The organism is Streptomyces sp. NPDC049915 (assembly GCF_040656475.1).
Taxonomy (GTDB): Bacteria; Actinomycetota; Actinomycetes; order Streptomycetales; family Streptomycetaceae; genus Streptomyces.
This window is the reverse complement of sequence record NZ_JBFAMH010000006.1, coordinates 353,150-370,932: the sequence shown is the minus strand read 5'-3', so window position 1 is coordinate 370,932 and position 17,783 is coordinate 353,150. Positions and strand designations below refer to the sequence as shown.

Annotated in this window: 13 protein-coding genes and 4 pseudogenes; 8 read left to right on the top strand and 9 right to left on the bottom strand. The window is 69.1% G+C overall.

The genetic code is table 11. The annotated features are described in order from the left end of the window. Nucleotides 1–125 precede the first annotated feature (125 nt). Nucleotides 126–328 (bottom strand): annotated as a pseudogene (locus tag AB0J12_RS13910) (transcriptional regulator); the annotation flags it as partial. Between the two features lie 174 nt (nt 329–502). On the opposite strand from AB0J12_RS13910, the gene AB0J12_RS13905 reads away from it, so the two are divergent. Continuing rightward, nucleotides 503–1,147 (top strand): GAP family protein, encoded by a 645-nt coding sequence (locus AB0J12_RS13905; protein WP_363264496.1) that lies wholly within the window; start codon nt 503–505, stop codon nt 1,145–1,147. 91 nt (nt 1,148–1,238) lie between these two features. Here the strand turns inward: AB0J12_RS13905 and AB0J12_RS13900 are convergent, their stop codons facing one another. Beyond that, nucleotides 1,239–1,619 (bottom strand): DUF1214 domain-containing protein, encoded by a 381-nt coding sequence (locus AB0J12_RS13900; protein WP_363264495.1) that lies wholly within the window; start codon nt 1,617–1,619, stop codon nt 1,239–1,241. A 143-nt stretch (nt 1,620–1,762) separates the two neighbouring features. Here AB0J12_RS13900 and AB0J12_RS13895 point away from each other — a divergent pair, with 143 nt between their 5' ends. The 4 genes from AB0J12_RS13895 (at nt 1,763) to AB0J12_RS13880 (ending at nt 6,565) form a co-directional block, all read left to right on the top strand. After that, entirely contained in the window at nt 1,763–2,602 is an 840-nt protein-coding gene (locus AB0J12_RS13895; RefSeq protein ID WP_363264583.1) for an SDR family oxidoreductase, read from the top strand. Nucleotides 2,603–2,608: 6 nt separating this feature from the next. After that, entirely contained in the window at nt 2,609–3,949 is a 1,341-nt protein-coding gene (locus tag AB0J12_RS13890; RefSeq protein WP_363264494.1) for an NAD(P)/FAD-dependent oxidoreductase, read from the top strand. Between the two features lie 88 nt (nt 3,950–4,037). Then, complete coding sequence (locus AB0J12_RS13885) at nt 4,038–5,525, top strand: cytochrome ubiquinol oxidase subunit I (protein WP_363264493.1); 1,488 nt, start codon at nt 4,038–4,040, stop codon at nt 5,523–5,525. Continuing rightward, nucleotides 5,525–6,565 carry a cytochrome d ubiquinol oxidase subunit II gene (locus tag AB0J12_RS13880; RefSeq protein ID WP_363264492.1) on the top strand — a complete coding sequence of 347 codons (1,041 nt, stop codon included), beginning with the start codon at nt 5,525–5,527 and terminating at the stop codon, nt 6,563–6,565. Before AB0J12_RS13885 ends, AB0J12_RS13880 begins: the two co-directional genes overlap by 1 nt. Before the next feature lie 10 nt (nt 6,566–6,575). Here AB0J12_RS13880 and AB0J12_RS13875 read toward each other — a convergent pair whose 3' ends face one another. The 4 genes and pseudogenes from AB0J12_RS13875 to AB0J12_RS13860 form a co-directional block, all read right to left on the bottom strand. Beyond that, complete coding sequence (locus AB0J12_RS13875; protein WP_363264491.1) at nt 6,576–8,159, bottom strand: GMC family oxidoreductase; 1,584 nt, start codon at nt 8,157–8,159, stop codon at nt 6,576–6,578. 174 nt (nt 8,160–8,333) lie between these two features. Continuing rightward, nucleotides 8,334–8,826, bottom strand: a pseudogene (locus AB0J12_RS13870) (gluconokinase). 26 nt (nt 8,827–8,852) lie between these two features. Further along, the gene (locus AB0J12_RS13865; protein ID WP_363264490.1) at nt 8,853–9,791 is read right to left on the bottom strand and encodes a cyclase family protein; all 939 of its coding nucleotides are present in this window, start codon (nt 9,789–9,791) and stop codon (nt 8,853–8,855) included. Nucleotides 9,792–9,794: 3 nt separating this feature from the next. Continuing rightward, on the bottom strand, nt 9,795–11,615 hold the full coding sequence (locus AB0J12_RS13860; RefSeq protein ID WP_363264489.1) for a glycoside hydrolase family 15 protein: 1,821 nt from the start codon (nt 11,613–11,615) through the stop codon (nt 9,795–9,797). Between the two features lie 355 nt (nt 11,616–11,970). On the opposite strand from AB0J12_RS13860, the pseudogene AB0J12_RS13855 reads away from it, so the two are divergent. Continuing rightward, nucleotides 11,971–12,934 (top strand): annotated as a pseudogene (locus AB0J12_RS13855) (DUF389 domain-containing protein). Between the two features lie 396 nt (nt 12,935–13,330). Continuing rightward, nucleotides 13,331–13,519, top strand: a pseudogene (locus AB0J12_RS13850) (replication initiator); the annotation flags it as partial. A 104-nt stretch (nt 13,520–13,623) separates the two neighbouring features. Here AB0J12_RS13850 and AB0J12_RS13845 read toward each other — a convergent pair. Further along, nucleotides 13,624–14,982 (bottom strand): chloride channel protein, encoded by a 1,359-nt coding sequence (locus tag AB0J12_RS13845; RefSeq protein WP_363264488.1) that lies wholly within the window; start codon nt 14,980–14,982, stop codon nt 13,624–13,626. Between the two features lie 468 nt (nt 14,983–15,450). Between AB0J12_RS13845 and AB0J12_RS13840 the strand changes: the two genes are divergently transcribed. Beyond that, a complete protein-coding gene (locus tag AB0J12_RS13840) occupies nt 15,451–16,725 on the top strand; it encodes a geranylgeranyl reductase family protein (protein WP_363264486.1) in 1,275 nt (424 codons plus the stop codon). Nucleotides 16,726–16,842: 117 nt separating this feature from the next. Here the strand turns inward: AB0J12_RS13840 and AB0J12_RS13835 are convergent, their stop codons facing one another. Further along, nucleotides 16,843–17,052 carry a hypothetical protein gene (locus AB0J12_RS13835; RefSeq protein WP_363264591.1) on the bottom strand — a complete coding sequence of 70 codons (210 nt, stop codon included), beginning with the start codon at nt 17,050–17,052 and terminating at the stop codon, nt 16,843–16,845. 57 nt (nt 17,053–17,109) lie between these two features. Next, nucleotides 17,110–17,748, bottom strand: coding sequence for an NAD(P)-binding domain-containing protein (locus AB0J12_RS13830; protein WP_363264485.1), 639 nt, complete (start codon nt 17,746–17,748; stop codon nt 17,110–17,112). Between the last annotated feature and the right edge of the window lie 35 nt (nt 17,749–17,783).

Here is a 17,783-nt window from a genome sequence, read left to right as displayed (position 1 = left end):
TGAGGGGCGGCTGTCAGCGCTCGTTGCAAGACTCTGCGTACGCGATTTCGGCGGAGTTGAGAGTAGTGTCCGGTGCTGGACGATCTGCTGGTGGAGGGGTTCGAACCTGGAGAGAGACAGACTTCGGACCCGAGGCCGACCACGGCATCGTCGACCCATGCGTCGTCGAGGGCACGGTCGTCGCCGGCCGCCCATACGGCGACGATGCGGCCCAGCGGCGGACGTTGAGTGCGCGGTAGCTCGGGGCGCGCTGTCACGGCCCGGGAACCTGAGACTGGTTGTGCGGGTGGAACTCCACACGGGTTCCGCGGCCGTCGCGGTTAGGTTGGCGATGCATTGCCCCAACGGACTGGCAGGGCTTCATGGGCGTGGCTTGCTTGACCCACCAGGCCGCCGCCCGCAAAGTCGGGATGCGGCACCGTGGCAGCGCCGCGTCCCTCTGCCGGCCGGTCCCTGGTCCATGGGTGGCGGACGGCCCTGACGCCCAGGAGCGACTGGTCAGATGGTCCTTGACCTGGTGGTGATCGGCACGGCCATCACACTGGGGCCTTTGCACAACAGCGCCTTCATCCTGCTGCTCTCCTCGCGGCGCGGCGTCCGTCAGGGTCTGGCGTTCCTGTTGTCGTGGCTGGCCAACCTGATCGTCTTGATTGCCGTCGTGGTGGTGCTGACCGGCGGTCAGCCCCCGGCCCGCCACAGCTCGCCCTCGACCGCCGCCCTCGCCGCGAAACTCACCATCGGTCTGGCGCTGGTGCTGTACGGCGCGCACCGGCGGCACAGGCCGTCCCGCCCGCACGGCCCACCACGCTGGGCAGCCCGGATCGACAACGCCTCCTGGGTTACGGCAGCCGGTCTGGCGTGGCTGCTGCAGCCCTGGGGACTGGTCGGCGCCGGTGCTGCGACGGCCCTTGAGGCGAACCTCTCAACCACCGAGGACTGGCTCGCGCTGACCGGCTACTGCCTGCTGGCCACCCTCAGCCTGTTCGTCATGGAGATGTACGCGGTCTGGGCACCTGCGGCCGCGGAAGCCCGGCTGAACGCCCTGCGGAACTGGCTGGACCAACACCAGGAGCAGCTGATTGTCACGCTCTCCCTCCTCGCCGGCCTGTGGCTGACGGCCGCGAGCATCTACCAGCTGGTCGCCTGACGCAAGCGGCCCAAGCTGCGATCACCACCCTCGTCCGGCTCGACAGTGATCGACGAGGAACCCTTCGGGGAGGTACCGAGGCCTGCAGGATTCAGCTGGCGCGTTGCAGCGTCGGCGGTGTCCGGTCGCCGGTGAGGGCGGGCTGCCGGGGCCAGTAAAGGCGCAGGAAAACATGGAAGCTGCCCGCGAGGGCAGGTAGCCAGTTGCTCTCGCGGTCGGGGCCGGGGTTGTCGTGCTGGAGGTGCGTGTCCAGGGAGCCGTCGGGGCTGGTCCGCATGCCGCTGCGGTCGCCGAACGCGTAGCGGTTCAGCGCGCAGCCGTGACGTCCCGCAGGAAGGCGTACGCGTTCTCCTCGACCATGAATCGTCCCGGATGACCACCCATTCCAGGCGGGTTGGGGCAGCTCGTAGCCCAACCGCGTGGTGCGCTCGGGTGACGTACGGTCGCGTTGCGCGCCGGTCTGCCCACCCACAGTGCAGGGTGCCTTCGTGTGGGAAGCCGGGTATGCGACGGCTCCTGTGTCTGTCCTGACGGGCCGGCCGGCGCCCAGCCTTCCTTCTGCGCGTCGTCCGGTCCTTGAGGGCGTCCGCGGAAAAGGCCGAAGGAGAGAACGTGGTGACAGGAAACGTCAACGCGAGCCGCGGGGTGGTGTCCGCGCAGCTCCTCAGGGGCCAGAAGGCGCTGGTGACCGGCGCCAATTCGGGCATCGGCCTGGCGACCGCCATTGCCCTGGGCCGGGCCGGAGCGGACGTCGTGGTCAACTATGTCGTCGGTGCGGACGAGGCAGACGAAGTCGTGAAGCAGATCGAGGGCTTCGGTGTCCGCGCCTACGCCCACCAGGCCGACGTGTCCGACGAGGACCAGGTGGTCGCCATGGTCGCGCGTATGGTCGAGGAATTCGGGACCATCGACATCATGGTGGCGAACGCGGGCCTGCAGCGGGACGCAGACGTGACGGAGATGACGCTCGCCCAGTGGCAGAAGGTCATCGATGTCAACCTGACGGGCCAGTTCCTGTGCGCGCGGGAAGCCGCCAAGGAGTTCATTCGGCGCGGCGTGGTGGAGGAGGTCTCCCGTTCGGCGGGAAAGATCATCAGTATGAGCTCGGTTCACCAAATCGTCCCGTGGGCAGGGCACGTCAACTATGCTTCTTCCAAGGGCGGTGTGGCCATGCTGATGCAGACCCTCGCCCAGGAGCTCGCCCCCAAGCGAATCAGGGTCAATGCGATCGCTCCCGGTGCCGTCCGCACACCGATCAACCGCGACGCGTGGTCCACCCCCGAGGCCGAGGCCGACCTGCTGCGCCTGATCCCGTACCGCCGCGTGGGCGAGCCGGACGACATTGCCAACGCCGTCGTCGCTGTGGCCTCCGACCTGCTCGACTACGTCGTCGGCACCACCCTCTACGTCGACGGCGGCATGACGCTCTTTCCCGGCTTCGCCACCGGAGGCTGATCTCCGATGCAGGATCACGTCACGCCCCGCCGGGTGGTGATCCTCGGTGGGGGGTTCGCCGGGCTGTTCGCCGCCCGCGCCCTGCGGAAGTCACCGGTCGCGGTGAGCGTGGTCGACCGCCGCGCCCACCACCTCTTCCAACCACTGCTGTACCAGTGTGCCTCCGGAATCCTGTCCGAGGGGCAGATCGCGCAGCCGCTCCGCGGGATCCTTCGGCGCCACCACAACGTGCGCTGCCTGCTCGCCGAAGCCACCGATGTGGATGCCGACGCCCGGCTGGTCCACGCCCGGCGACCCGAGGGCGGAGCCGTAGTGTTGCCGTATGACGATCTGATCGTCGCGGTGGGTATGCGCCAGTCCTACTTCGGGCACGACGAGTTCGCCGCGCACGCCCCCGGCATGAAGACTTTGGACGACGCGCTCGATATCCGGCGACGCATCTACCGGGCGTTCGAGATGGCCGAAACGGCCCCGGACGACCGGGAACGGCAGCAATGGCTCACTTTCGCGCTTGTCGGCGCAGGGCCCACCGGTGTCGAACTCGCGGGACAGATCCGGGAGATCGCCGGCCACACGCTCGCCCGGGAGTTCACGAAGATTGACTCCGCCAAGGCCCGGGTGCTGCTTTTCGAGGGCTCCGAAGCGGTCCTGGGCGCGTTCGGGCCTCGGCTGGCCCACCGTGCGGCCCGAATCCTGCAGGGTCTCGGTGTGGAGCTCCACCTGGGCACGAGGGTCACCCACGTTGACGCGCATGGCTTGGCGGTACAAGACCATGACGGCAGGACGACCCGGTTCGACGCACGCACCGTGCTGTGGACGGCGGGAGTCGAGGCGCCGCCGATCGCGGCCGCGCTGGCCCGGGCGACCGGTGCCAAGCAGGACCGGGCCGGGCGCATCCTCGTCGAACCCGACCTCACCGTCCCCGGTCATCCGGAGATCCGCGTCACGGGCGACGTGATGAGCCTGAACAAGCTGCCCGGCCTGGCCGAGGTCGCCATGCAGTCGGGCGCGTACGCGGGACGGATGGTGCGCCACGCCGTCGAAGGCAGGACGAAGGAGCCGAAGCCCTTCAAGTACCTGGATCTCGGCAGCGCCGCCTATATCGCCCGCGGCCGGGCCGTGGTCAAGGCCGGTCCGCTGCATCTGTCCGGTTTCACAGGCTGGTTGGCCTGGCTCTTCATCCACCTGGCCTTTCTCACCGGCTTCCGCAACAGGCTGGGAGCGGTGCTCAGCTGGTCCGCCGCCTTCGCCACCAGCTCGCGCCGCGAACGCGCCTTCACGCTGCCCGACACCGACGCGTCGGCCGCTCGCGCACCCGAGCCGAAAGCGCCCTCGCGGTCTGCCTGACGACGGCCATCGGCGGCTCGCCCGGCCGTTCCCTCCCCTCCTGACCCTCCTCAACTCCGCCACCCGCAGGCAGACCATCGAGGCGCACATGCTCAGTACCGCTGCCCTTCTGGCGAACAGCACCCCAGCCCAGCTCCTGCCGGCCCGAGAGCTGATGGCCTTCACGTTGGCCTCGCACATCCTGCTGGTCCCGTTCGGCGTTGCACTGCCGTTCATCACGCTGCTGATGCACCACCGGGGGCTGCGCCGCAACGATCCCGTCGCCCTCCAGCTCGCTCGGCGCTGGTCGGCGGTGATGGCCGTCCAGTTCGCCATCGGCATCGTCACCGGCACCGTGCTGTCCTTCGAGTTCGGGCTGTTGTGGCCCGGCATGATGGGCCGCTGGGGCGACGTCTTCGGGCTCGGGTTCGGCGTCGAGGCGTGGGCGTTCTTCCTGGAGGCCGTCCTGATCGCGATCTATCTCTACGGGTGGCGCCGGCTCAAGCCCTGGACGCATTTCTGGCTCGCCGTCCCCCTGCCACTGGCCGCTCTGATGGGGGCGTTCGGCATCGTCGCGGCCAACTCCTGGATGAACACTCCGCAGGGGTTCAGCCTCGACGCCCAGGGCAAGCCCGTCGGCGTCAACGTGCAGCAGGCGATCTTCACGCCGATGTTCGGCCCGGAGTACTGGCACTTCGTGGTCGCGATGCTCCTGACCGCCGGCTACGTGGTCGCCGGTGTGTACGCGGTCGGTTGGCTGCGCGGGCGCCGTGACCGGTACCACCGGCTCGGCTTCACCGTGCCGTTCACGGTTGCCGCGATTCTCACTCCGGTCCAGTTCATGCTCGGCGACTCCGCCGCTCGCGCCGTCTTCCACAAGCAGCCGGTCAAGTTCGCCGCCACGGAGATCGTCTGGAAGACGGACACCCACGTGCCCGAGTACATGTTCGGGCGCCTGAACAGCGACGGGTCGATCTCCGGTGGCCTCAAGATCCCCCAGCTGGACTCGATCCTCGCCGGCTTCAAGCCCAGCACTCAGGTGAGAGGACTGACGTCGGTGCCTGCCACCGACCGCCCCACCGTTGTCCAGGCCACCATCGCCCACTGGGCCTTCGACATCATGGTCACCGTCGGCAGCGTACTGATCCTGCTCGCGCTCTGGTACGCCTGGTCCTGGTTCAGACATCGGGACAACCCGGGCAGCCGATGGTTCTACCGCTGTTCCGCGCTCGCGGGAGTCGCCTGCCTGGTCACCGTCGAGTGCGGGTGGGTCACTACAGAGGTTGGCCGCCAGCCCTGGATCGTCTACAACCACATGAGGGTCTCGGAGGCGGTGACCAGTACTCGTGCCGGATCGCTGTGGGCGATGCTCGGCATCGTCATGGTCGTGTACGTGGCTGTTTTCGGCGCGTTCCTCGCGGTCGTCCTGAAGATGCGCACCCGCTGGCGCATCGCCGATGAGGGCTTGGCCGTCGCGCGCGCCGAGCTGCCGCCGGAGACCGACACGCCTTACGGACCAAGAAGCGAGCAGGAGCTAACAGCCACCGGGGCCCAACCTGTTGGCGGGTCCGGCCGCACCTCTGGCGGTGCGTCGTAATGGCCGACCTCATCGCATGGGTGATGGTTCTTGCGATCGCCGCCTACGCGTGCGCCGGAGGCACCGACTACGGCGCGGGCTTCTGGGACCTCCTGGCCGGCGGAGCGGACCGGGGCAAGCGGCCGCGCTGGCTGATCGACCACGCCATGGCACCGGTCTGGGAGGTCAACAACGTCTGGTTGATCTTCGTTCTGGTGATCATGTGGACCGGCTTCCCCACGATGTTCCAGGCCGTCTTCTCCGCGATGTGGCTGCCGCTCGCGCTGGCCGCCGTCGGCCTGGCGCTCCGCGGTGCCGGGTTCGCCCTGCGCAAGCCGACCAGCCGCCTGGCCCAACAACGGGTCTACGGGGCGGTGTTCGCCATCTCGTCACTGGTGACGCCCTTCTTCCTCGGGGCAGTGCTCGGCGGCATCGCCTCCGGTCGGGTCGAGGTCGGCACGACCGCCTCCGCGGACGCCTGGGCCAGCGGAACCTCCGTCCTCGTGGGACTGCTGGCCATCGCCGCCACCGCGTTCCTCGGTGCGGTCTTCCTCTGCTCCGACGCCCTGCGGTTCGGCGCCGACGACCTCGTCGACTACTTCCGCCTGCGGGCGCTGATCGCCTTCGCCGCGGTCGTTGTCCTTGCACTCATCGGCCTGCCCGTCACCCACGACGACGCCCGGTACGTCTGGGACGGCCTCACCGGGGGCCTGGGACTGCTCCTGATCATCCTGGCCGCGGCCTGTGCTCTGGCCACGGTCCTGCTTCTGCTGCGCCGGTCCCACGGCTGGACCCGCTACACCTCGGTGGCGAGCGTCGCCCTGATCGTCGGCGCCTGGGGGTGCGCGCAGCGACCGTACGTGCTGCCCATCTCGCTGACCGTGACCGAGGCGGCCGGCGCCGCTCACACCCTGCGCTGGCTGGTGATCGTCACGGGCATCGCGATCGTGCTGGTCGGTCCGGCGCTGGTGCTGCTGTACCGGCTCGACACGATGGGTGAGCTGGAGGAGCTCACCGACGCCGACGCGCAGGCTGCCAGAACACCGCGGGAGAGCCTGTAGTGGCGTTGCGTCAGTCCAGCCGGGCGGCGATGTGGTCGCCGACCCGCAGGGCGTTGGCGATGGCGGTCAGTGACGGGTTCACCGCGCCGATGCTGGGGAAGAAGCTGGTGTCCACGACGTAGAGGTTGTCGAGGTCGTGGGCCTTGCAGTTGACGTCGAGGGCCGAGGTCTTCGGGTCGTCGCCGAACCGCACGGTGCCGGCCTGGTGCGCGGTGGCGCCGATCGGCATGCCCTTGTGCAGGTAGATGCTGTGTGACAGCAGGCGGTGCTCGTGCATGCCCAGGTGGCCCAGCATCCCCTGCAGCTTGTGCTGGAGGCGTGTGAGCCCGGCCATGTTGTTCTTCTCGTCGAGAGCCAGGTGGATGGCGCCGTCCTTGTCCAGGGTGACTCGGTTTTCGGGCAGCGGGAGATCCTCCCCGCACAGCCAGAAGTCGACGGCGTGGTGCGCCAGGACCTCGAACGGCATGTCGGGCGCGACCGCGCCGGCCCAGCGCGGCGCCTCACCGTGGATCTGGTCGGCGTCCGACTTGCCGAGCATCTGGATGCCGCCGAGCGGGTAGTCCCAGTCGTCCGCGCCCAGGTACCAGTCGTGCACGGCCAGGGTCTTCTGGAAACTGGTCGGGTTCGGTTCCTTCGACACCGCCATCAGCGCCAGATTGTTGTGCCGCATGTAGTGGCGTCCCACCACGTCCGAACTGTTGGCCAGGCCGCCGGGGTGCTTGTCGTTGGCCGAACGCAGCAGCAGCATGGCGGAGTTGACGGCGCCGGCGGCGACCACCACGATGTCGGCGCTGAACTCATCGGTCGTTGCGCTCGCGCCCAGCTCGGCGACGACCCTGGTGACGGTGCGTCCGGTCGGGTCGGTCTCCAGGCGCCGCACATGGGCGCCCGTCACCATGGTGACGTTCTCGTGCTTCAGCGCCGGGTCGACGCAGATCACCTGCGCGTCCGACTTGGCGCCCATCAGGCAGGGGAAGCCGTCGAGCCGGTCACAGCGGATGCAGACGCTGTCATGGGCGGCCCGGCCTTTCTCGTCCTGGGTGAAGTTCACCCCGATGGGCAGGTGGAAGGGGTGCAGGCCGGACTTCTCCAAATCGTCACTGAGCTGCTGGATGCGCGGCTCGTGCTCGAGCGGCGGGTAGGCGTACTGCGCGCTCGTCGGTCCTCCGGTGGGATCCTCGCCGTGCCGGCCGTGCACCAGGTAGAGGTGCTCGGCCTGCGTGTAGTACGGCTCCAAGTCCTCGTAACGGAGCGGCCACGCCGGAGAGATGCCGTCGTGGTGGCGCAGTTCGCCGAAGTCCTCGGGCCGGAGCCGGAAGAGCGCGGCGCCGTAGAACTTGGTGTTGCCCCCGACGTAGTAATTGACCTCCGGCGGGAATTGGTTGCCGTGCTTGTCGTACCAGAAGTCCGGGGCACGGTACTTGCCCTTGACGAAGACGGCGGTGGAGTCCCAGTTGTCCCGCTCGCGTGGCAGGTAGCCGCCGCGTTCCAGGATCAGCACCCGCTTGCCGGTGGGTGCCAGCCGGTGGGCGAGCGTCCCGCCGCCCGCTCCCGTGCCGATGATGATGATGTCGTAGTGCTGATCGTCGGCCATGAGAGGGTCCCGTTCTAGGAGTCGTCGGCTGTCCTGGCCGTAGCGTCCATCCGGGGGGCCTCCGGGGTGCGCTGTTCCGCGGGGACGCTCGATAATCGGAACATTCGGGGCTAATGACCAAACTATCGGGTGGGCCGGGGGGCGGCGACCCGTCGGAGTCGCACAGGGGCGCGGTCACCTCATGGCCCGGACGGCGCGCATTGCTTGGTCGACGACCGTCTGCGGATCGTGGGCCGCCACGTCGACGGTCAGGCCTGGCTCGTCCGACCGCAGCGGTTCCGGGACGGCGTACTGGGAGTCAACCAGCCGGGCGGGCATGAAATGGTCCCCACGGTCTGCGACCCGCCGGTCGGCGGACGTCCGGTCGAGCGCCAGGTGGAGGAACCAGACGCCTGCGCCTGCCCTGCGGAACACCTCCCGGTACGCATGCTTGAGGGCCGAGCACGCCACCACGCCGCCCGCCCTGGCCGGCGTCGGTTGCCTCCCGGATCCATTCGGCGATGGACAGCAGCCACGGTCGGCGATCCTCGTCGTCCAGTGGGTAACCCGCAGTCATCTTGGCGCGGTTCGCGGCCGGGTGGACGTCGTCCGCCTCCAGGAAGGGCACCATGAGCCGCTCCGCGATCAGCAGTCCCACGGTGGACTTGCCTGATCCCGCGACGCCCATGACCACCACGACCGTCGGCACCGGGGTCACAGGACGGCGATCGGGTTGACCGGTGAACCGGTGGCGTCCGGCAGCCTCAGCGGGGCGATCACGCAGAGGAAAGACCAGCGTCCCTCCGCCTCGCAGAGCGGTGCCAGCTCCTCGAACTGCAGGTAGTCCAGCAGGTGAAGGCCCATGGCGTGGACCGCCAGCACATGCACGGGGAAATCGACGTTCTCGGTGCAGCTCGGGGCGGTGTCGTTGTTCCCGTCGCCGCCGAGCACGGCGACTCGCCGGTCCGCCAGGAACTCCAGCGCGGACGGATGGAGCCCGGAGCGCCTGCTTGCCGCGTGCCACGCTCCCAGTTCGCCGCGGCGTCGTCGATGGCCGACCCGGACGAAGAGGAGGTCGCCCTCGGTGACGCGGACGTGCTGGGCGGTCTCGGCCGCGGTGAGGTCGTCGGCGGTGACGTGATCACCCGGTTCGAGCCAGGGCACGCCGCGCAGCCGGGGAACGTCCAGCAGCACGCCACGACCGACGATCCCGCCGCGGGCGGCGTCGATGGTGAGGGCCGTGGCCCCGCCCTCGGTGACACTGCTCGCGGTCACGCCGCCGTGCAGCGTGCCGTCGTAGATCACGTGGCAGAGGGCGTCGATGTGACTGTCGGCGTCGCCGTGGACGTTCATCGCGAAGCGGTCCATTGCGAAGTGGAGCCCGCTTGAGGTGTCTTCATCCGGGTGACTGTTCATCCGGTGCCGCGCGGGCGTCGGATTGTCGGGTCCTGGCAGCGTCTCCACCGGCGAGGCGAGCGTGACCGTCCGGCCCGTCCGCACTTCCCGGGCGGCCGACGCCACCCGCGAGGGAGTGAGCGCGACCAGAGCACCTCGGTCACCCGCGGCCCAGGCGGCGCGGGAGACCATACATCGGTACAGCGCCCCGAACTCGTCCTCGGTCAGCCGTGGCGCCGGACTGGCATGCGTGACCATCGGTCAGCGCCCCTCCTCCGCGTCGAGGGCCTCGCCGAGGGTGGTGGCCGCCATGATGAGCGACAGATGCGTGAATGCCTGGGGGAAGTTGCCCAGTTGCTCGCCGCTCGGGCCGACTTCCTCGGCGAACAGCCCGACGTGGTTGGCGTATGTCTGCATTTTCTCGAAGGTGTAGCGGGCCCGGGGCAGCCGCCCCGCGCGGGCCAGCGCGTCGACGTAGAGGAAGGTGCACAGGCTGAAGGTGCCCTCCGAGCCGCGCAGCCCGTCCGGCGATGCCGCCGGGTCGTAGCGGTAGACGAGGCTGTCGGAGACGAGCTTGCGGTCCATGGCGTCGAGCGTGGACAGCCAGGCCGGGTCCTTCGGTGCGATGAAGCCGACCGCCGGCATGAGCAACAGGGAGGCGTCCAGGACGTCGCCTCCGTAATGCTGGATGAACGCGCTCTCGTTGTCGCTCCAGCCGCGTTCCATGATCTGTTCGAAGATGGCGTCCCGGGCCGTGCGCCACTTTTCCACTTCGGCCGGCCTGCGGAAGCGTTCGGCGAGGCTCATCGCGTGGTCGAAGGCGACCCAGGACATCATCCGGCTGTAGGTGAAGTCCTGGCGGCCGCCGCGGGTCTCCCAGATGCCCTCGTCCGGCCGGTCCCAGGCCTCGGCGAGCCAGTCCAGCGTCCTGGTCAGTGTCTTCCATCCCGCGTAGGTGGCCTGCTGCGCGATCCCGAGGCCTTGGGACAGCGCGTAGACGGCCTCGCCGTAGATGTCCAGCTGGAGCTGGTCGGCGGCGCCGTTGCCGATCCGGACGGGGGAGGAACCGCGGTAGCCCTCGAAGTGGTCGAGTGTCACCTCCGGCAGGTCGGGGCTGCCGTTGACCCGGTACATCGTCTGGAGCGGCTCGTCCTCCTTGCCCTCGCGCTCACGCAGCCTGTCCCCGAGCCAGTGCACGAAGCCGGTGGCCTCCTCGACGAAGCCGAGGTCCAGCATGACCCGTACGGACAGCGCCGCGTCACGTACCCAGGTGAACCGGTAGTCCCAGTTGCGCTCTCCACCGACCTGCTCGGGAAGGCCCATGGTGGCCGCCGCGACCAGGGCGCCGGTAGGGGCGTACGTGAGGAGCTTGAGGGTGATCGCCGAGCGGTGCACCAACTCGGGCCAGCGGCCCCGGTAGCGGGACTGGCGCAGCCAGTGCTGCCAGAAGCCGGCGGCTCCCTGGACCTGTGCGGTGAGCCCGTCGATGGTGGGGGGTGCGGGTGCCTCGCCACCGGACGCGCACACCGTGAACACGACGCCGCTGACTTCACCGGCCTTGAGCGTGATGGCGCCACGTACGTCCTGGCCGTCCTGTTCCAGCGGGAAGCCGGCCTGCAGATGCGCGTCGATGCCCGGAGCCCTGAACAGTCCGCTGTTCTCACCGAGTTCGAGCCGGTGTTCGGCACGGCCGTAGTCGAAGCGCGGCCGGCACTCGAGCGTGAAGTCGACGGCCCCCCGCACGCAGCGAAGCACGCGTATCAGGGAGTGACGGTCGGTGGCCTTGCGGGTCTGGTCGGGAGGCATGAAGTCGATCACCTCACCCACGCCGTCCGCCGACAGGAACCGGGTCACCAGAATGGCCGTGTCGGGGTAGTAGAGCTGCTTGCAGGTCGCGTCGGGATGCTCGGGGGCCAGCCGCATGTACCCACCGCCGTCGTGGTCGAGCAGGGCGGCGAAGATGCTGGGCGAGTCGAACCGGGGAGCGGCGAACCAGTCCACGACACCCTGCGACGACACGAGCACGGCAGTCTGCAGGTCGCCCACCAGGCCGTGTTCGGCGATAGGTGGGTAGCGGTCCATGGCTGCTCCGAAGTCTCGACAGAGCCCCCTTCTTCCACTATCGGCCACTCGGGTGGCCCTTGCGCGTCGAAGCGGCCGGCGACCGCTCGCCGTCGGCAGCCGGTGACGACAGTCAGCCGGCCGGCACCAGCACTCTTTCGGCGCAACGGTGACCTGCCGCAGACCCACCGCAGCCATGGGCCTTGGCCGGGCGACCGAAGCGACCGCGGGCGCCGGAGCCGAGCACCATACCCGGCTTGCCGGCCCCCGCCCATCGGGCGTTACTGAGCGGAGTCGGTCGATCACAGGAGGCAAAATACGGCGCGCACACCGTGGCGCCTCGGTGGGTCCGTCGGACGAGCGAGGGAGGTTGTGCATGGAGATGATCCACGTCCACGTCCGGCTCGTGAGCCCCCTGATCTCACCCCCCGGGCGGTCGGGCTGCTCACCGATGACGGCTACGTCTTCAACCTGGTCGTCCTTCCCGGGCTGGCGCACAATCCCGACGGCGACGCGATCCAGTGTGACGTCCTCGCGGGTGCGGCCAACGCCGTGCTGCGCGGTCTGCGCGAGTTGGAACTCGATTGTCGCGGATCCATCGTCATCGAGCCGGTCGAGATGGCCTTCTCCGGCACCGCGGCCGCGGCGGAGAAGCACCAACTCGGGGCGCTTTGCGGCCGCGCCGATCTGGGAGGAGGTGGAAGCGCGTATTCGCGCCGAGGGTGCCTATCTGCCGAGCTTCTACGTCTACCTGGTCATCGCAGGCGTCATCGGGGCGGTGGGAATCCTCACCAACTCCCAGATCCTGATCGTCGCGGCGATGGTCGTCCGACCGGAGTACGGCGCCATCACCAGCGTTGCGCTGGGCATCGACCGCGGCGACGGCACCAGAATCCGGCAAGGCCTGTCAGCTCTGACCGTGGGATTTCCGCTGGCCGTTGTGGTGACCTTCCTGTTCTCGTGGACGATCGGGAGTCTCGACTTGCAACAACCCGAGGCGTACGAACTGGGCTTCAGGCCGGTCTCGACGCTGATCGACGCCCCCAACTTCTTCTCCGTGGTCGTAGCGGTGCTGGCGGGCATCGTCGGGATCATGTCCCTGACCCAGGCCAGGACGACCGCGCTGCTCGGCGTCTTCATCTCTGTCACCACCATCCCGGGCCGCCGCCGACATCGGCGTCTCCTGCGCGTTCTCCAGCTGGAGCGAGGCGCGCGGATCCCTGGCCCAACTTCTGCTCGACATCGTGCTGCTGATCCTGGTGGGTGTGCTGATGATCAGATTCCAAGGGGCTGTCTGGCGGCGTATCCGCCGTCGCAGCGTGCGCACAGGCAGCGGATGACGCCGCCGCGCCATTGGACGACCGCATGAGTGCCCGTGCGTCGACCGCCGCCTGCCACTGCCGCTGGCCCCAGCGGGCGATCCTGCCCGCCGATTCCATCGTCAGGGACGTGTTGCGCTTGACCGTGTCGATGCGAAGGCCACACGCTCCCCACGGCGGTGCCGCAGACCACCACTACGTCGGCGGCCGAGGACACCGACCGGAAGCACCGAGGGGGCGACGTGTGCAGCACAGCCGCACCTGGGAATTGGCCGCAGCCGATGCCGTGGTCGTGCAGGATCGCCACCGCACCCGCGGTTCCACGGTCCCTGTGTCCCTGGTGCCCTCAACTGGCCGGGCTCCCCAGGGCCATCTGCGCGGCAGTGACGCGGCACGCAGCGGAGGTCTGACCCGGTCGGCCGCCAGCCGGCCGTCAAGAGCACGGACTCAGCCCACCGCCCCGCATCGAAAGGGCCACTTGTGACGACGAACCACACCCCCGGCACTTACGACTACGAAGCGGCCGTGTTCTGGAACGCGCACGCCGGCGCTCTCTGGCGGCGCTTCGCGATCCATCTCAGCCGTGAAGTCGCCAAGCGGCGCGGACGGCTGGTGGTCGACAGATGAGCATGCCGGGCGCACGAGGCCGGTCGCGTCGCGCGGGGGCCACCTCCCGCAGCGGGATCCACTCATCTCACAGGCGCCCCTCGTCAGCCCGACGGGGACGCCTCGGGGGTGCGGGCGGGCACCGGGGTGGGGGCCGGGGTCAGTCGGGCCGTGACGACGTGGCACAGGACGACGGCCACGATCACCAGCGGCATGACGGTCACGCCGTCCCGCCCCAGCAGCAGCGTGGCCAGCAGGACGGACGTCATCGGCAGCCTCAGCATGGCTGCCGACATCGCCCCGATGCCCATGGCGGCGCCGGCGATGACGGGCAGTCCTGGGAGGTGGGACAAGGCGATACCGCCCACAGCGCCCAGGTACATCGCAGGGAAGATCGGTCCGCCACGGAAGGCAGCCAGTGACGCGCCATAGGCGAGCCACTTGCACGCCAGCAGCAGGGTCAACGCACCTGCGGAGTAGGTCGCGTTGTGCGTGAGCAAGCCGGGCAACGCAACCTGCCCCGAGAACAGCACGTCGGAAGCGTTCTTGCCCGACCCCTCGGCGTACGCGATGGCGAGCCCCGCCACGAGCAGGCCGGCCAGCGGTGTCAGCAGCAGCCTCCGCTGGTTCACGTGCGGTTGGGCCCACAGCGCGAGACGGCGCACGCCGGTGCCGGCGAACGCCGCCGCCAACCCGACGACGAGAGCCCAGCCGAACTGGGCGATGTCCGGGACATGCACCCCCGGGAGGTCGGGGATCGACAACGTGGCCGTGCCAAGGCCGGTCCACGAGCCGAGGCCGGTGAAGACGAGCGAGCCGACTCCCGCGGCGAGCAGGCCTGGCAGCAGCACCACACCCATGACCGGACCGGCCAGTCCGGCCGCCTCCATCAGCAGGAACGCTCCCAACAGCGGCGACCCCAACAGCGCGCTGATGGCTGCGAAGCTTCCGGCGGCGCCGATCACCCGCTGGGTCTTGGCGTCGGTGCCGGGCCGCAGCAGACGAACGGCGTACACCGCCACGCCTCCACCAAGCGCGATCAGCGGTGCCTCCGGCCCGATCACCGCGCCGAAGCCGAGTGAAGCCAGCGCCGCGAGCAGGATGCCGGGCAGTGCCGACGCGGTCGGGGCACCCGCCGTACTGAGCCCTTCGGCCGGCGGATGACCGCCGTTGCCGGGCAGGTACTGGACAGCCCCTGCCACCAGCAGGCCCGCCGTGACCAGCAAGGGCAGCGGCCACCAGATCGGCGCCCCGTGAAATCCCAGGTCCTCAGGGAGGTCGGAGTACAGCGCGCTCTGGAGGTGCGACACTGCCTGCAAGAAGCCATAGGCGCCGGCCGACAGGACGACGCCCAACAGGGCCGTGATCAAAAGAAGAGCCAGGTAGTTGTTGGTCCGCAGCGGGGCGTAAGGGTCTGCGGCCTCCCCCACGGCGGGGCCTCCGGCCGGTGCCTCCGATGGCATGAAGTCGTCTCCTCAGAGCTGTGATTCCGAGCCGGTCGACGTGGCCGGCCCATGGCCGGCCTTTCTTCAATGGTCGGTGTCTTCCCCGCCCTGTCCGTCAGCGGCTCGCCGATGTGATGCACCGATCGATCAATCGCATGACATGCAGGTCTGAACGGCTGGGTGCAGCGCGTCGTATCGCTGCCGACCGCATTCGCCGGCGCCTCGTCCGGCACCACAGCCGGTGCAGGGCCGTGTGAGCTCGATCATCGGCACCGGAGCGTGTGGTGCGTCTGCTGTCCTTCGAGCCTCGCGACCGGATTCGCATGTGGCACGTCAACCGTCGAATCGGCTCCACTCGATGTCAGCACGTGGCGGCCCGGTGGCCCTCAGCGTCCCTTGAGGACGGCGTGACCAAAACCTCGGGGTCCGGTTACACACGGCGGCCCCGCCACTCCGGCAGTTCTGCCGGAACAGAAGGAGATGCCCATGCCTTCCCCTGCCGCTCATGAGTCCGCAGACGTGATCGTCGTCGGTGCCGGCCCAGCCGGATCGACCGCCGCCTACTACCTGGCCGCGGCGGGCCGCAGCGTCCTGCTGCTGGAGAAAGCAGCGTTCCCCCGGGACAAGATCTGCGGGGACGGACTGACACCCCGGGCCGTGAAGGAGCTGACCGTGATGGGGCTCGGCATCGAAGGCGACGGCTGGGTGCGCACCGGGGGGCTGCGCGTTCATGGAGTCGGGAACACGGTGGAGATGTCCTGGCCCACGGTGGCCTCCTTCCCCGCCTTTGGTCTCGTCAGGACCCGTGAGGACTTCGACCAGCTCCTGGCCCATCACGCAGCGGCGGCCGGGGCCCGCCTGCTGGAGGCAACCAAGGTCACCGAACCTGTCTTCGACGCTGCGACCGGTCGCGTCGTCGGCGTGATCGCCCAGCATGGCGGCAGGAGCCGCACCTACCGGGCGCCGGTGGTCGTCGCCGCAGACGGTGCCTCCAGCCGCCTGGCCGTCGCACTCGGCCTGCACCAGCGCATCGACCGGCCCATGGGTGTGGCCGTGCGCCGCTACTACACCGCTGAGCGCCGCAACGACGACCACCTCGAGATCTGGCTCGACCTGAAGACTCGCAACCGGAGTGGGCGCACGTACATGCCATTCGGTTACGCGTGGATCTTCCCCGTCGGCGGCAGCACCTTCAATGTCGGTCTCGGCACCTTTCATGTGGGGCACAAGCCGGACGTGGACCACCGGCGCATGCTGGAGGAGTGGACGCAGCGCCTGCCCGCGGCGTGGCATTTCGACGAGGCGCACGCCATCAGCCCGGTCCGTGGAGCTCCCCTGCCGGCCGGTTTCAACAGGCATCCGCAGTACACACGGGGCGTGCTGCTGACCGGCGATGCCGGTGGGATGATCAACCCGCTCAGCGGCGAGGGCATCGACTACGCCATGGAATCCGGTCGTCTCAGTGCCGAAACCATCACCCGTGCTCTCGCCCAGCCCACCGCCGCTCAGCGCGAGCAGGTTCTCCAGTCCTACCCTCACGTGGTCCGCAGTTCCTACGGCAGCTACTTCACACTGGGACGCCTCATCGTGCGAGCTCTCAACCGACCCGCGATCATGGAAGCCGTCGCCACCAACAGCATGCGTCTCCCCGCTCTGCGCGCCCTCATGTTCAAGCTGTGGACCAATCTCTCCGACCCGTACAGCAAGGACGCACTCGACCGTGTGATCACCGCGTTGCAACGCCTGGTACCACCGGCGTGAGCGTGCCGCCGACCGAGACGGTGTTCTCCAGGGGCAACCCGTCGGCAGCTTCGCCACCCGCTTCCTTGAGCGCCTGCTCTGCTGCCGCCTGGGCGCCTCGCCGCATCTGTTCGAGGTTCAGGCCGCTGTCTGCCCACGGCCCCCAGGTTTGTTCTCCCGACTGCCGTACGTCTTCAGCACCGACGCGTCCGCGATGCCGAGCTGCTCGGCGAGACAGTCGGCGGCCTCCGCCGGCCCATCGGTCGGGGCGTCCAGGAACACCACGACCCGATCCAACTCCGTACCCGACGGTGCCCCGTTGTACGCCGCAGCCTGCGCATCCGTCAAAAACGGTTGGTGCGGCGCAGTACCAGCACCGCCAGGCCCGTGGGCCCGTCCGCTCCGTCAGGGGAGGATCTTGATAGCGCTCTGCCAGTCCAGCTCCAGGGGTTGCTGGACGGAGATGTGCAGGAAACCCAACGCCTCGAGTTCCCGGGCGCGGCGCAGCGGGCCGACGTCCAAGGGACGCATCGCGCCGGAGGAGACCAGCTCCGCGACCTTGGCCTTGGCAGCGGCGTCGTCTCCGGCGATCAGTACGTCGAGCGGGAAGCCGTGGCCTTCGCCTGACGTGAGCAGCCCGGCGAACGTGGTGTTGAACGCCTTCACGACCCTCGTGTCCGTGCCGACGATCTCCTGGATCTGCTCGGCCGCCGACGTGTCGGCGGGCGTCACCCGCGAGTCCATCGTGGAGAAGTCGACGGGATTGCAGATGTCCACCACCACCTGCCCGGACAGCGTGGCACGGGCGGATCCGGCGACCTCCAGCGTCACGCCATAAGGCAGGGCCAGCACGGTCATGTCGGCCGCCTGCACTGCAGTGGCCGAGTCGGTTTCGCCGTCTGGGAAGCGCTGCTTCAGCTCGGTGGCTACCGCTCGGCCGCTGTCGGCGTCGGGGTGGACGAGGCACACCCCGTGGCCGCCGGTGAGCGCGCGGGCGGCGATGGCCTGGCCCATGTTGCCGGGGCCCACGATGTTGATCTTCAAGTTGCTGCCTTCCGGTCGGGCTGGGGTGAGCGGCA